The 14786-nt window shown below is 57.5% G+C and carries 10 protein-coding genes; 9 read left to right on the top strand and 1 reads right to left on the bottom strand.

What is annotated here, in order from left to right:
• Positions 1-319 precede the first annotated feature (319 nt).
• From NR195_RS21300 to NR195_RS21275, 6 genes are all read left to right on the top strand, one after another.
• The gene (locus NR195_RS21300) at positions 320-1681 is read left to right on the top strand and encodes an MFS transporter (protein ID WP_010248591.1); all 1362 of its coding nucleotides are present in this window, start codon (positions 320-322) and stop codon (positions 1679-1681) included.
• Positions 1678-3024, top strand: coding sequence for an enolase C-terminal domain-like protein (locus NR195_RS21295; protein WP_010248589.1), 1347 nt, complete (start codon positions 1678-1680; stop codon positions 3022-3024). The genes NR195_RS21300 and NR195_RS21295 overlap by 4 nt, the downstream gene beginning before the upstream one ends.
• A 10-nt stretch (positions 3025-3034) precedes the next feature.
• The gene (gene gudD / locus NR195_RS21290) at positions 3035-4366 is read left to right on the top strand and encodes a glucarate dehydratase (RefSeq protein ID WP_256844887.1); all 1332 of its coding nucleotides are present in this window, start codon (positions 3035-3037) and stop codon (positions 4364-4366) included.
• 45 nt (positions 4367-4411) lie between these two features.
• Positions 4412-5182, top strand: coding sequence for a 2-dehydro-3-deoxyglucarate aldolase (garL, locus tag NR195_RS21285; protein WP_256844886.1), 771 nt, complete (start codon positions 4412-4414; stop codon positions 5180-5182).
• Between the two features lie 19 nt (positions 5183-5201).
• The gene (gene garR, locus NR195_RS21280; RefSeq protein ID WP_010248583.1) at positions 5202-6086 is read left to right on the top strand and encodes a 2-hydroxy-3-oxopropionate reductase; all 885 of its coding nucleotides are present in this window, start codon (positions 5202-5204) and stop codon (positions 6084-6086) included.
• A 75-nt stretch (positions 6087-6161) separates the two neighbouring features.
• Positions 6162-7301 carry a glycerate kinase gene (locus NR195_RS21275; protein ID WP_031291930.1) on the top strand — a complete coding sequence of 380 codons (1140 nt, stop codon included), beginning with the start codon at positions 6162-6164 and terminating at the stop codon, positions 7299-7301.
• 54 nt (positions 7302-7355) lie between these two features.
• Here the strand turns inward: NR195_RS21275 and barA are convergent, their stop codons facing one another.
• Positions 7356-10085: a two-component sensor histidine kinase BarA gene (barA, locus tag NR195_RS21270; protein WP_069025325.1), complete on the bottom strand. Its 2730-nt coding sequence runs from the start codon at positions 10083-10085 to the stop codon at positions 7356-7358.
• A 94-nt stretch (positions 10086-10179) separates the two neighbouring features.
• Between barA and rlmD the strand changes: the two genes are divergently transcribed.
• From rlmD to mazG, 3 genes are all read left to right on the top strand, one after another.
• A complete protein-coding gene (rlmD, locus tag NR195_RS21265; RefSeq protein ID WP_256844885.1) occupies positions 10180-11496 on the top strand; it encodes a 23S rRNA (uracil(1939)-C(5))-methyltransferase RlmD in 1317 nt (438 codons plus the stop codon).
• A gap of 29 nt (positions 11497-11525) precedes the next feature.
• Positions 11526-13757, top strand: coding sequence for a GTP diphosphokinase (gene relA, locus NR195_RS21260; RefSeq protein ID WP_010248576.1), 2232 nt, complete (start codon positions 11526-11528; stop codon positions 13755-13757).
• A gap of 158 nt (positions 13758-13915) precedes the next feature.
• Positions 13916-14704: a nucleoside triphosphate pyrophosphohydrolase gene (mazG, locus tag NR195_RS21255; RefSeq protein ID WP_050680051.1), complete on the top strand. Its 789-nt coding sequence runs from the start codon at positions 13916-13918 to the stop codon at positions 14702-14704.
• The last annotated feature ends 82 nt before the right edge of the window (positions 14705-14786 follow it).

The following is a 14786-nucleotide window of genomic DNA, read 5'->3' as shown; positions in this document are numbered from 1 at the left end:
CCGCAGGCTTTTGTGCATCCGCCAGACAATCACTTCAATAAGGCGATTATTCCAGGGCGATGCGCCAATGTGATCGCCACAGGCTGTTCTTATACTGAGTTCCGTTAGCCAAAGTCAGGTTATCTGTCACGACGTATTATTCATCCGAAAGAGGTTGCCTGGGATTATTAACCGCCGCGGCTGCCAGACACCGGATGGATAAATAAAGTTTGCCAAAACAAAAAGATCGCCGTGTTTAACCCAACTTCTCTCTGATACCCAACGCGATGTGTATGCAGTCAGAGCGAATGTAGCTCACGCTATATTTCAGGAGTGCATCATGAATAGTTTCAGCCAGACCGCGGAAACGGTGCAGAAACGCACCAATGCCCGTTACTGGATTGTGGTGATGTTATTTATCGTCACCTCATTCAACTACGGTGACCGCGCAACGATTTCGATTGCCGGTTCGGCGATGTCAAAAGATATTGGCCTCGATTCGGTCGGACTCGGCTATATCTTCTCAGCCTTCTCATGGGCGTATGTTATTGGTCAGATTCCGGGCGGCTGGCTGCTTGACCGCTTCGGCTCAAAACGCGTCTATTTCTGGAGCATCTTTACCTGGTCGCTCTTTACCTTTTTGCAAGGGTTCGTCGATCTGTTCAGCGGCTTCGGCATCATCATGTCGCTGTTTATTCTGCGCTTCCTGGTGGGACTGGCCGAAGCGCCCTCTTTCCCTGGCAACAGCCGCATCGTCGCGGCCTGGTTTCCGGCGCAGGAGCGCGGCACGGCCGTGGCGATCTTCAACTCGGCCCAATACTTCGCCACCGTTATCTTCGCGCCCATCATGGGCTGGCTGGTCTCTTCCGTGGGCTGGGCGCACGTGTTCTGGTTCATGGGCGGCCTGGGCATCATCCTTAGTTTCATCTGGCTGAAAGTGATCCACGATCCCACCGATCACCCTGGCGTGAATAAAGCCGAACTGGAGTACATGGAGCAGGGCGGTGCGCTGATCAACATGGATGTCAAAAAGGATAGCCGCAAAGTGAGCTGGAGCGAGAAGTGGTTCCAGATCAAACAGCTGCTGACGTCACGCATGATGCTGGGTATCTACCTCGGTCAGTACTGCGTTAACGCCTTAACCTACTTTTTTATCACCTGGTTCCCGGTCTATCTGGTACAGGCGCGCGGCATGTCGATTCTCAAAGCGGGCTTTATTGCCTCGATTCCGGCGGTGTGCGGCTTCCTCGGCGGCGTACTGGGTGGGGTGATCTCCGACTGGCTGATGCGTAAAACCGGCTCCCTGAATATCGCGCGTAAAACGCCGATCGTGCTCGGCATGCTGCTCTCTATTTCGATGGTGATGTGTAACTACACCGATACCGAATGGGTGGTGGTGTTCTTCATGGCACTGGCGTTCTTTGGTAAAGGCATCGGTGCGCTGGGCTGGGCGGTGATGGCAGATACCGCACCGAAAGAGATCAGTGGCCTGAGCGGCGGTCTGTTCAACATGTTCGGTAACTTCTCTGGCATCGTGACGCCTATCGCCATCGGTTACATCATCGCCACCAGCGGCTCCTTTGAAGGCGCGCTGATCTATGTCGGTATTCATGCCTTTGTCGCCGCATTCAGCTTCCTGGTGATCGCGGGCGATATCAAACGTGTCGAACTGAAAACCTGGCCCGGTAAGGATGCATTATGAATACGCAAAGTTCGCCGGTGATTACTGAGATGCAGGTTATCCCGGTCGCCGGCTATGACAGCATGCTGCTCAATATTGGCGGTGCGCACAACGCCTGTTTTACCCGCAATATTGTGGTTCTCACCGACAGCGCCGGTCACACCGGCGTCGGTGAAGCCCCCGGCGGCGACACCATCTATCAGACGCTGGTAGAAGCGATTCCGCAGGTGAAAGGCCAGCAGATTGCGCGAATGAACCGTCTGGTGCAGCAGGTGCACAAAGGCAATCAGTCGGCTGACTTCACCACCTTCGGCAACGGTGCCTGGACTTTTGAGTTGCGGGTCAACGCGGTAGCGGCGCTGGAAGCGGCGCTGCTCGATCTGCTGGGACAGTGTCTGGGCGTACCGGTGGCTGAACTGCTGGGGCCAGGTAAACAGCGTGATGAAGTGACGGTGCTGGGCTATCTGTTCTATCTCGGCGACCGCCGCAAGACCGATCTGCCCTATCTGAGTGGTGAGCAGGCCAGCCACGACTGGTATCACCTGCGTCATCAGGAAGCGCTGACCAGCGATGCCGTGGTGCGGCTGGCTGAGGCGGCTGCGGATAAATATGGCTTCAAAGATTTTAAGCTCAAAGGCGGCGTGTTGCCGGGCGAGCAGGAGATTGCCACCGCGGCGGCGCTGAAGCAGCGCTTTCCCGACGCCCGCATTACGGTCGACCCGAACGGCGCCTGGCTGCTGGACGAGGCGATAGCGCTGTGTAAAGGGATGCAGGATGTGCTGAGCTACGCTGAAGATCCGTGCGGCGCGGAGCAGGGCTATTCGGGACGTGAAGTGATGGCCGAGTTCCGGCGCGCAACCGGCTTACCGGTGGCCACCAATATGATCGCCACCAACTGGCGAGAGATGAATCACGCGGTGATGCTCAATGCGGTCGATATTCCGCTGGCGGATCCTCACTTCTGGACGCTGAGCGGCGCTGTGCGGGTCGCGCAGCTCTGCGATGAGTGGGGCCTCACCTGGGGCTGCCACTCCAATAACCACTTCGATATTTCGCTGGCGATGTTCACCCATGTGGGTGCGGCGGCGCCAGGTAATCCTACCGCGATTGATACCCACTGGATCTGGCAGGAGGGCGATCAGCGCCTGACGAAAAATCCGCTGCAAATCCGCAACGGGAAAATTGCCGTGCCGGATGCGCCGGGTCTGGGCATTGAGCTCGACTGGGAGCAGGTAAACAAAGCCAATCAGCTTTATCAGTCACTGCCCGCCGGTGCGCGTAACGACGCCACGGCGATGCAATATCTGGTCCCCGGCTGGACATTTGATCGCAAACGCCCGGCATTTGGCCGTGCAACAGCATAAGGAGCAGGAGATGAGTTCAACACCGAAAGTCACCGCCATGCAGGTTATTCCGGTCGCAGGCTACGACAGCATGCTGCTGAACCTCAGCGGCGCTCACTCGCCATTCTTTACCCGCAACATTGTGATTATCAAAGATAACGCCGGACACACCGGCGTCGGCGAAATCCCGGGCGGCGAAAAAATCCGCCAGACGCTGGAAGATGCAGCGTCGCTGGTGATTGGCAAAACCGTGGGCGAATACAAAAACATTCTCAGCCTGGTGCGCAGCACCTTCGCCGACCGCGATGCCAGCGGGCGCGGCACCCAGACCTTCGATCTGCGCACCACTATTCATGTGGTGACCGGCATTGAAGCGGCGCTGCTCGACCTGCTGGGTCAGCATCTGGAAGTTAATGTGGCCTCGCTGCTGGGCGACGGACAGCAGCGCGACCGCGTTGAGATGCTCGGCTACCTCTTCTACATCGGCGACCGCCGCAAAACGTCCCTCTTTTACCAGAGCCAGGAGAGCGATCCCTGCGACTGGTATCGCCTGCGCCACGAAGAGGCGCTAACCCCGGAGACGGTGGTGCGGCTGGCGGAAGCGGCGTATGAGAAATATGGTTTCAACGATTTCAAACTCAAAGGCGGCGTACTGCGCGGCGGCGAAGAGGCCGAAGCGGTTACTGCGCTGGCTAAGCGTTTTCCTGAAGCCCGTATCACCCTTGATCCCAACGGGGCCTGGTCGCTCAACGAGGCGATCATGCTCGGCAAACAGCTCAAAGATGTGCTCGCCTACGCAGAAGATCCCTGTGGCGCGGAGCAGGGCTACTCCGGCCGTGAAGTGATGGCGGAGTTCCGCCGCGCCACCGGCATGCCAACCGCCACCAATATGATCGCCACCGACTGGCGTCAGATGGGCCATACCCTGTCGCTGCAGTCGGTGGACATTCCGCTGGCAGATCCGCACTTCTGGACCATGCAGGGTTCGGTGCGGGTAGCACAGATGTGTCACGACTTCGGCCTGACATGGGGCTCGCACTCCAATAACCACTTCGACATTTCGCTGGCGATGTTCACCCACGTCGCCGCTGCCGCGCCGGGCGCGATCACCGCCATTGATACCCACTGGATCTGGCAGGAGGGCAATCAGCGCCTGACCAAAGAGCCATTCCAGATCAAAGGCGGCATGGTGCAGGTACCGCAGAAGCCCGGTCTCGGCGTCGAGCTGGATATGGATCAGGTGATGCAGGCCAACGCGCTCTATCAGAAGCAGGGGCTGGGCGCGCGTGACGATGCCGAAGCGATGCAATTTTTAGTGCCGGGATGGACCTACGACAACAAACGTCCCTGCCTGGTACGTTAACCTTTTCGGCTCCCCACGGGGAGCCATCGTCACAGGAGTTTAACCATGAGTAATGCAGCCTGGCCAAATGGATTTCGTCGTCGTTTGTTAGCGGGTGAAACCCTGATCGGCAGCTGGTGTGCGCTTGCCAGCCCGATCTCTACCGAGATTTTAGGGCTGGCCGGTTTTGACTGGCTGGTCCTGGATGGCGAACACGCGCCCAACGATATCACCACGTTTGTGCCGCAGCTGATGGCGCTTAAAGGCAGCCACAGTGCGCCCGTGGTGCGTCCGCCCTGCAACGAGCCGGTGATTATTAAGCGCCTGCTGGATATCGGGTTTAACAACTTCCTGGTGCCATTTGTCGAGACCGAAGAGGAAGCAGTGCGTGCCGTCGCCTCAACCCGCTATCCGCCAGCCGGCATTCGCGGTGTCTCGGTTTCGCATCGCAGCAACATGTACGGCACCCTGCCGGATTACAACAGCACCATCAATGACAACATCACGGTGCTGGTGCAGATCGAAACCCAGCAGGCGGTCGACAACATTGACGCCATCGCGGCGGTGGACGGTGTCGACGGTATTTTTGTCGGGCCGGGCGATCTCTCTGCTGCGCTGGGCTATCTCGGTCAGCCTGCGCATCCTGAAGTGCTGAAAGTGATTAAACACATTTTTGAACGCGCCAAAGCCGCCGGTAAGCCGAGCGGCATTCTGGCACCGGTGGAAGCGGACTCGCGTCGTTATCTGGAGTGGGGTGCCACTTTTGTCGCCGTCGGCAGCGATGTCGGTATGTTCCGCAACGCCTCTCAGGCGTTATGCGACAAATTTAAGCGCTAATCAATCAAGGGGAAACGCAATGAAAATTGGATTTATCGGCCTGGGTATTATGGGCAAACCAATGAGTAAAAATCTGGTGAAAGCCGGTTATTCGCTGGTGGTGCGCGATCATAACGCTGACAACGAAGCGGAACTGACTGAACTGGGCGCGACCGTGGCGAAATCGCCAAAAGAAGTGGCTGAGCAGTGCGATGTGGTGATTACCATGGTGCCCAACTCACCGCAGGTCATCGAAGTCTGTCTGGGTAAAAATGGCATTATCGAAGGGGCGAAGCCAGGCCTGGTGGTCATCGACATGAGCTCCATTGCGCCGCTGGCGAGCCGTGAAGTCCATGATGCGCTGGCAGAAAAAGGGATCAAAATGCTGGATGCGCCGGTCAGTGGCGGTGAACCTAAAGCGATTGAAGGCACGCTCTCAGTGATGGTCGGTGGTGATAAAGCGGTGTTCGATACCTGCTACGACATCATGAAATCGATGGCGGGATCGGTGGTGCATACCGGCGACATCGGTGCGGGTAACGTGACTAAGCTGGCCAACCAGGTGATTGTGGCGCTGAATATTGCGGCGATGTCCGAGGCGTTATCACTGGCGACCAAAGCGGGTGTGAATCCGGATCTGGTCTATCAGGCGATTCGTGGCGGCCTGGCCGGCAGCACGGTACTGGATGCCAAAGCGCCCATGGTGATGGATCGCAACTTCAAACCCGGCTTCCGCATTGACCTGCATATCAAAGATCTGGCGAACGCGCTGGATACCTCGCACAGCATCGGCGCGCATCTGCCGCTGACGGCGGCTGTGATGGAGATGATGCAGGCGCTGCGTAACGACGGGCAGGGTAGCGCCGACCACAGCGCGCTGGCCTGCTATTATGAGAAGTTAGCGAAGGTTGAAATCGCCCGCTAAAACCCGGTGTCGGTCTCTGCGGAAACCGGACTGGTTCAGAGCCGTTTCAATTACTCAACTGCGCTCGGATTGCCTATGAAAATCGTAATCGCACCGGATTCATATAAAGAGAGTTTATCCGCCCTGGATGTGGCATCGGCGATTGAAGCGGGTTTCCGTGACATCTTTCCCGATGCGCATTACGTGAAAATACCGGTCGCCGACGGCGGTGAAGGAACGGTAGAAGCGATGGTGGCGGCGACGAAGGGAAAAATCGTCAGGCTGAAGGTGACGGGGCCGCTGGGAACAGAGGTTGACGCCTTCTATGGCCTGTCCGGCGATGAGTCCACCGCCTATATCGAAATGGCCGCGGCCAGTGGACTGGAGCGGGTGCCTGCATCGCAGCGTGACCCGTTGATAACGACCTCATTTGGCACCGGCGAGTTGATCAGACATGCGCTGGATAAGGGGGTCGGCCACATCATCATTGGTATCGGCGGCAGCGCCACCAATGATGGCGGAGCCGGCATGATGCAGGCGCTGGGCGCCCGGCTGCTGGACGACCAGGGCTGCGAGATCGGTCACGGTGGCGGTGCACTCGCCGATCTTGCCAGCATCGATATTGACGCGCTGGACGCCCGCATTCATCAGTGCCGCATTGAAGTGGCCTGTGACGTCACCAATCCGCTGACGGGCAAAGAGGGTGCATCGGCCATTTTCGGCCCGCAGAAAGGGGCGACACCGGCGCTGGTGCAGCAGCTCGATCAGGCGCTGGCCCATTACGCCGCGATTATTCACCGCGATCTCGATATTGATGTGCTGCATATTCCGGGCGGCGGCGCAGCGGGCGGTATGGGGGCGGCGCTGCACGCCTTCTGTCAGGCAGAGCTGCGGCGCGGCATTGAGATTGTTACTGAGGCGCTGGGGCTGGCGGAAGAGGTAAAAGATGCTGATCTGGTGATTACCGGTGAAGGGCGTATCGACAGCCAGAGTATTAATGGCAAGGTGCCGATCGGCGTCGCCAGCGTGGCAAAGCGCTTTAATAAGCCGGTGATTGGCATCGCCGGAAGCCTGACGGCCGATGTCGGCGTGGTGCATCAGCACGGGATCGATGCGGTATTCAGCGTGCTCTACAGCATCTGTACGCTGGATGAGGCTCTCGCCAGCGCCGGAAAGAATGTTGAGATGACGGCGCGTAATGTGGCAGCCACGTTAAAGCTGGCCGGGTTTAACTAACTACCAGCATTACCCGGCCACTCCACATCGGCCGGGTTTAACTCACCGCCAGCCTTATCCAATCCCTAACAGCTGGCGGGCTTCTCGGGCGACGTTCTCCATCTCATCCTGCAGCTCCAGCAGCTCCGGCTCCAGCGCAGCGATATCGCTGGCCTCCAGCAGCTCTCTTTCCAGCTGATGGCAGAGTTGCTTCATGCGCGGCACGCCGCTGTAGCTGGCACTGCCGTGCAGCTTGTGAATAATCTCACGCAGGGCGTTGACCTCATTGGTCGACATAAACTGCGCCATCTTCGCATGCACTTCCGGTAAAAATTCCAGCAGCATCCGCAGCAGATCGCGCGCCAGATCGGCTTTGTTCGCCGCCTGCCGCAGCGCCAGTTGCCAGTCCAGCGTGGGTAATATTGGCAGCAGCTCCGGCACGGTGACCACCGGTGGTGGCGTATAGCGCGCCAGCAACTGTCTTAACTTGCTCTCATCAATCGGTTTGGCAAGATAGTCATTCATGCCCGCCTTGATCAATTGTTCACGCTCGCCATCAATCGCATGGGCGGTGACCGCCACAATCGGGGTACTGGCATGATGCGGCATGCTGCGGATAATTTCGCTGGCGCGAATGCCATCGATGTCCGGCATCTGAATATCCATCAGAATCACATCCAGCGACTGCTGACGTGCTTCGCGGATGGCGTGTTCGGCGCTGCTGCACAGCAGGATGTTCTGCACCTGCTCCTCCAGCAGCGCGCCAATCAGCTTGAGGTTGGCGGGGTTATCATCCACCGCCATCACCGTCAGCGGCAGCCGGGGTGAAAGCGGCAGTTCACTGATCTGACGGGTATGCAGATCCAGTAACATCGGCAGGAGTCGCGTCAGGGAGATCGGTTTAGCGATGCAACCGTCAATGCCGCGTACCTTCAGCTCATCCGCCAGCAACATCATCGGGCTGGGGAGCGCCATCAGCACGTTGTCGGCCCGATCCAGCAGCGCATTAATCATGCGTTCATTGAGCAGCTCGGGCTGACTGATGTCGACCGGCATCGCCATCAGCAGCAGCGGATAGTGAGACGCTTTTAAACCCTCCAGCGTTTCGCTGTAATCGATCTGCAATGGTGTGGCGCTCAACATCTCCAGTGCTGCGCTGGCAACGTTAGCATCCGCTTCCACATAGGCAATGCGCGCATGTGACAGCGCATCCAGCACGCGTGGCATGCCGGGCGCATTGGGATTGAGATCCAGCTGTACGCGAATCACAAAGGTGGAGCCCTTGTCCGGCTGACTGCTGAAGGTGATTTCCCCGCCCATCTCCCGCACCAGTTTCTGGGTGATCACCAGCCCCAGCCCGGTCCCCCCATGACGGCGTGAAATGCTGGCATCAGCCTGACGGAACGCCTGGAACAGCTGTGTCTGTTGCTGCTCAGAGATGCCGATGCCGCTATCTTCAACCTGAATCTCCAGCTCGACGCGCGTCTGTGTGATCACCCGCTGTCCGACACGCAGGCCGATATACCCTTTCTCGGTAAACTTGATGGCGTTACCGATCAGGTTAATCAGAATCTGTTGCAGGCGCAGCGCATCGCCAATCACGTTGTCCGGCACGCTGCTGTCACACACCACCGTCAGCTCCAGCCCTTTGTCATGCGCCGACGGGGCCAGCAGCACCAGCGTTTCATCCAGTGTGGCACGCAGCGGGAAGGGGATCGCCTCCAGCATCAGTTTGCCCGCTTCCAGCTTCGAGAAATCGAGCACGTCATTGATAATACTGAGCAGGTTATTGGCTGAACGTTCAATGGTCTGCATATAGTCGCGCTGGGTGGTGCGCAGCTGGGTTTTCAGCATCTGCCGGGTAAAGCCCAGCACGCCATTAAGCGGCGTCCGCAGCTCATGCGACATATTGGCCAGAAACTCAGATTTGATACGTGCCGCTTCCTGGGCGCGTTTCTTCGCCAGATCCAGCTCAACGTTCTGAATCTCCAGCTGTTCCAGCGTCTCTCGCAGATCGTAGGTCGCCTGATCGATATTGTGCTGCATCTCTTCGTGATAGGCGGTCAGCGACATCGCCATCGCATTAATCCCGTTTTTCAGAATGCTGAGTTCACCCAGCATGTATCCCTCAACGCGGCTGTCGAGCTGGCCGCGACGGATGCGGTCAACGGTGGTGACCATATTGCGGATCGGCCCGGTGACATCGCGCATCAGACGATAGGCAAACAGCATGGCCAGGCAGAGGCAGAAGAGCAGCATCAGCGTGGCGACAAACACCTCTTTGTACTGCTGCAGGCGCACCGACTGCAGATCCAGCTCTATCGCCACGTAGCCCAGCGGATTGCCCGACGGCTTGGCATCTTCGTCCGGCAATTCATCCACATCGTAACGCTCGGTGGTGATCGGTGTGCGCAGAATCAATACGTTGCCGTGACGCTCCATGGAGACATCGTCGGGCAGGGCGCGGATATCATCCTGCTGCAGCAGGCTGAGGTTCTGCTTGTGATTGGAGGTGACGTAGAGTTGGTTGTGATTATCAAACACCGAGATCGCCCGGACGATGCCCGAATGGCGGCGGTGCAGCAGGCTGACCAGTTCACGCATGGCGTCACGGTTGTGCCAGGTCATGCTGTATTCGCTGGAGATCGCCAGCGGTTCAATGATATTGGCTCCGGCATCGATAACCTGGCGCTGCAGTTCATTGTAGCGGTGCACCACAAAAAATGAGCTGAGCAGCAGGCCAACCATCAGCGTGGGTGCCAGAATTAAAATCATCATTCGCGCCCGCAGGCTGTATTTGGTCATAATAGTCGCCTGGCTACTCCGGCATTAACGTCCCTGTGCATGCTGTCGACAAAAACAATGCAGGTCGTTTTCGATAAAGAGAATTAATAACACTATGGCGCAATTTTACGTTGCAAAACAGCGCGTGACGACGCAACAACGGATCACCGTCACCATTGAGGCGCTTGATCCGTTCGGACAAGGGGTGGCGCGTCACAAGGGCAAAACCCTTTTTGTCGCCGGTGCCCTGCCTGGGGAACAGGCGGAGGTCATGCTGACAGAGGATAAACGTCAATTTGCCCGGGCGAAAGTGACACGACTGATTAGCCGCAGTCCGGCGCGCGTCACGCCGCGCTGCCCACATTATGAACGCTGCGGCGGCTGCCAGCAGCAGCATGCCGATGTGGCGCTGCAACAGCAGAGCAAAGCCCAGGCGCTGAGCCGGATGCTGCGTCAGGCCGCCGCACAAGACGTGGCGGTGGATGAGGTGATCGCCGGTCAGCCCTGGGGCTATCGTCGTCGCGCCCGTCTGGGGCTGCAATGGCAAAATAAGGCGCAGCGGTTGCAGATGGGCTTCCGTCAGGAAGCCAGCAACGATCTGGTTGATATTCAGCAATGCCCCATTTTAGTGCCCGAACTTGAGGCTTTACTGGTTCCACTGCACCAGTGTCTCAGTGACTTACGCGCTGTCAGGCGTCTCGGGCATGTAGAGCTGGTGCTGGCAGACAACGGGCCGCTGATGATTCTGCGCCATCTTGATGCGCTGCATGCGGATGACCGTGAAAAACTGGAACAGTTTTCGCATAAGCATCAGCTGATGCTGTTCCTGGATGCGGGCGGGGAAGAGTTGAGTGCGTTAAGTGAGTCGACGCCGTTTTATCAATCTCACCAGCTTAAGCTAACCTTCAGCCCACAGGATTTTATTCAGGTTAACGATGATGTTAATCAGCAGATGGTCGCGAAGGCAATTGCCTGGCTCGATCTGCAGCCAGAAGACCGGGTGCTGGATCTGTTTTGCGGCATGGGAAACTTCACACTTCCTATAGGAATCTTCGTACAAAATGTAGTTGGTGTGGAGGGGATTGCAGCATTAGTGCGGCAGGCAGCGTATAATGCTGATTTGAATAATCTTAAAAATGTCAGTTTCTTTCAGCATAATCTGGAAGAAGATGTGTCGCGCCAGCCGTGGGCGGCACAGGGATTTAACAAGGTATTACTCGATCCGGCACGCGCCGGGGCTGCGGGCGTAATGGCGCATGTGGTTAAACTTGCACCAGATCGCGTGGTCTATGTTTCGTGTAATCCCACCACACTCGCCCGCGACAGCCAGACATTGCTGTCGGCAGGCTACCAATTGGAAAGGGTCGCGATGCTGGATATGTTCCCACATACCCGTCATCTCGAATCCATGGTGCTGTTCAGAAAAACATAAGCGATGTATGTCGTTGTGCAGGAGAGGTTATGGTTGCGGTCAGAAGTGCGCATTTAAATACTGAGGGGGATTTCGCCCTCGACCAGTGGATCGCCAGTCTCGGTATTGCCAACCCGCAATCATGTCAACGTGTGGCCGAGACCTGGCGCTACTGCGAAGCGCAGACGCAGGGCCATCCTGATCAGTCGCTGCTGCTGTGGCGCGGTATTGAGATGGTTGAAATCCTCTCAATGCTCAGCATGGATATCGAAAGCCTGTGTGCGGCGCTGATTTTCCCGCTGGCTAACGATGAAGTGGTGAGTGAAGAGGAGCTGGAAACCGCCGTCGGCAAAGGCATTGTCTCGCTGGTACACGGCGTGCGCGATATGGACGCTATCCGCCAGCTGAAAGCGATCCACAACGACTCCATGGCCTCTGAACAGGTGGATAACGTTCGCCGCATGCTGCTGGCGATGGTGGAAGATTTCCGCTGCGTAGTGCTGAAGCTGGCTGAACGCATCATGAACCTGCGCGAAATGAAAGATGCGCCGGAAGATGAGCGGGTACTGGCCGCCAAAGAGAGCACCAATATCTATGCGCCACTGGCCAACCGTCTCGGTATTGGTCAGCTCAAATGGGAGCTTGAAGATTACTGCTTCCGCTACCTGCATCCCGACGAATATAAGCGCATCGCCAAATTACTGCATGAGCGGCGTATTGACCGTGAGCAGTACATCGAAAACTTCGTCAGCAATCTGCGCAAAGAGATGGTCAAAGAGGGCGTGCGCGCCGAAGTCTATGGCCGTCCGAAACATATCTACAGCATCTGGCGCAAGATGCAGAAAAAATCGCTGGCCTTTGATGAGCTGTTTGACGTGCGGGCGGTGCGCATCGTCGCCGATCGCCTGCAGGATTGCTACGGTGCGCTGGGTACGGTGCATACGCTCTATCGCCATCTGCCCAGCGAGTTTGATGACTACGTCGCTAACCCCAAACCCAACGGCTACCAGTCGATTCATACGGTGGTGTTAGGGCCGCAGGGCAAAACGGTGGAGATCCAGATCCGTACCCGCCAGATGCATGAAGATGCCGAGCTGGGCGTGGCGGCGCACTGGAAATATAAAGAGGGGCCAACTTCCAGCAGCGCGCGTGGCGCGGCCGGTCATGAAGAGCGGATCGCCTGGCTGCGTAAGCTTATCAGCTGGCAGGAAGAGATGGCGGACTCCGGCGAACTGCTGGAAGAGGTCCGCAGCCAGGTGTTCGATGACCGGGTCTACGTCTTTACCCCGAAAGGCGACGTGGTGGATCTGCCCGCTGGATCGACGCCGCTCGACTTTGCCTATCATATTCACAGCGACATCGGTCACCGCTGCATCGGCGCGAAAATCGGTGGCCGCATCGTGCCGTTCACCTACCAGCTGCAGATGGGCGATCAGGTTGAGGTGATCACCCAGAAGCAGCCGAACCCGAGCCGCGACTGGCTCAATCCGAATCTGGGCTACATCACCACCAACCGTGGACGCTCGAAGATCCACAACTGGTTCCGCAAGCAGGATCGCGACAAGAATATTATCGCCGGACGGCAGATTCTGGATAACGAACTGAATCAGCTGGATATCAGCCTGCGCGAAGCCGAAAAACTGCTGTTGCCGCGCTATAACGTGACCTCGCTTGAAGAGCTGCTGGCGGCGATTGGCGGCGGCGATATTCGTCTTAACCAGATGGTTAACTTCCTGCAGGCGAAGCTGAACAAGCCGAGCGCCGAAGAGGAAGATCGCGAAGCGCTGCGTCAGCTGACCCAGAAATCGTACACTCCCTCTTCACGCAAAGAGAGCGGACGCGTCGTCGTGGAAGGCGTGGGCAACCTGATGCACCACATTGCCCGCTGCTGCCAGCCGATTCCGGGGGATGATATTGTCGGCTTCATCACCCAGGGGCGCGGCATCTCTATTCACCGCGCCGACTGCGACCAGCTGGCTGAACTCATTTCGCATGCGCCGGAACGTATCGTCGATGCGGTGTGGGGCGAAAGTTACTCCAGCGGCTATTCGCTGGTGGTGCGCGTGACCGCCAACGATCGCAGCGGCTTACTGCGTGACATCACCACCATTCTCGCCAACGAGAAAGTGAATGTCCTGGGCGTCTCAAGCCGCAGCGACACCAAAAAACAGCTGGCGACCATCGACATGGATATCGAGATCTACAACCATCAGGTACTGGGACGTGTCCTGGCGCGTCTGAACCAGGTCTCTGATATCATTGACGCCCGTCGCCTGCACTGATATTCAGGCAGGCACTGAGGCAACCGGCAGCTGGAGGTTGCGCAGGCGTTTTCTGCACCACCAGACACGGCCGGACGCGGTGAATAGCGTCCTGCCGTGTTGTACGCTTTGCCTCTTCGCCCGTTGCCTGTCATCTCACTAATCAAGGATCCTCCTGAATGAACGCTATTGAGCGCCTGCTTGGCATAATGAAAACCCTGCGCGATCCACAACATGGCTGTCCGTGGGATCGTGAACAGACCTTCGCCACCATCGCGCCCTATACGCTGGAAGAGACCTACGAAGTGCTGGACGCTATCCAGCGCGAAGATTTTGACGATCTGCGCGGTGAGCTGGGCGATCTGCTGTTTCAGGTGGTGTTCTATGCGCAGATGGCCAGCGAACAGGATCGCTTTAATTTTGAGGATATCTGCCACGCAATCAGCGACAAGCTGGAGCGCCGTCATCCACATATTTTTGGCGATGCCACAGCAGAAACCAGCAGCGAAGTGCTGAAAAACTGGGAAGCGATAAAAACCGCTGAGCGGGCTGACAAAGCCCAGCATTCGGCGCTGGATGATATCCCTAAGGCACTGCCCGCACTGATGCGCGCCCACAAGATTCAGAAGCGTTGTCACAATGTCGGATTCGACTGGACCACGCTGGGGCCGGTGGTGGCTAAGGTGCATGAAGAGATTGATGAAGTGATGCACGAGGCGCAGCAGAGCGTGGTGGATGGTGAGAAGCTGGAAGAGGAGATTGGCGATCTGCTGTTCGCCACGGTTAACCTGTCGCGCCATCTGGGCAGCAAAGCGGAAACTGCGCTGCAAAAGGCCAACGACAAGTTTGAGCGCCGCTTCCGCGAAGTCGAAGCGATCATCGCTGCACAGGGGTTAAGTATGCCGGGTGCCACGCTGGAGCAGATGGAAGCCGCCTGGCAGCAGGTGAAACGGGGCGAGAAGCGCTGATTATTCCAGCGCTGTGCATAAAGTCACCGCTTTCGCTTACTCGATTCAGCCTGACGGCAACTTTGTGACGCACGTCAACATT

It is taken from the genome of Pantoea sp. Ft-CA_14 (assembly GCF_024520875.1).
GTDB lineage: Bacteria > Pseudomonadota > Gammaproteobacteria > Enterobacterales > Enterobacteriaceae > Pantoea > Pantoea agglomerans.
Note: the sequence above shows the minus strand (reverse complement) of the source record. Positions and strands in the feature narration are given on the sequence as shown.

Bases quoted from the DNA above. Each gene is read 5' to 3' on its own strand.
- NR195_RS21300 (WP_010248591.1), top strand. From the start codon at position 320: ATGAATAGTTTCAGCCAGACCGCGGAAACGGTGCAGAAACGCACCAAT.
- NR195_RS21295 (WP_010248589.1), top strand. From the start codon at position 1,678: ATGAATACGCAAAGTTCGCCGGTGATTACTGAGATGCAGGTTATCCCG.
- gudD (WP_256844887.1), top strand. From the start codon at position 3,035: ATGAGTTCAACACCGAAAGTCACCGCCATGCAGGTTATTCCGGTCGCA.
- garL (WP_256844886.1), top strand. From the start codon at position 4,412: ATGAGTAATGCAGCCTGGCCAAATGGATTTCGTCGTCGTTTGTTAGCG.
- garR (WP_010248583.1), top strand. From the start codon at position 5,202: ATGAAAATTGGATTTATCGGCCTGGGTATTATGGGCAAACCAATGAGT.
- NR195_RS21275 (WP_031291930.1), top strand. From the start codon at position 6,162: ATGAAAATCGTAATCGCACCGGATTCATATAAAGAGAGTTTATCCGCC.
- barA (WP_069025325.1), bottom strand. From the start codon at position 10,085: ATGACCAAATACAGCCTGCGGGCGCGAATGATGATTTTAATTCTGGCA.
- rlmD (WP_256844885.1), top strand. From the start codon at position 10,180: ATGGCGCAATTTTACGTTGCAAAACAGCGCGTGACGACGCAACAACGG.
- relA (WP_010248576.1), top strand. From the start codon at position 11,526: ATGGTTGCGGTCAGAAGTGCGCATTTAAATACTGAGGGGGATTTCGCC.
- mazG (WP_050680051.1), top strand. From the start codon at position 13,916: ATGAACGCTATTGAGCGCCTGCTTGGCATAATGAAAACCCTGCGCGAT.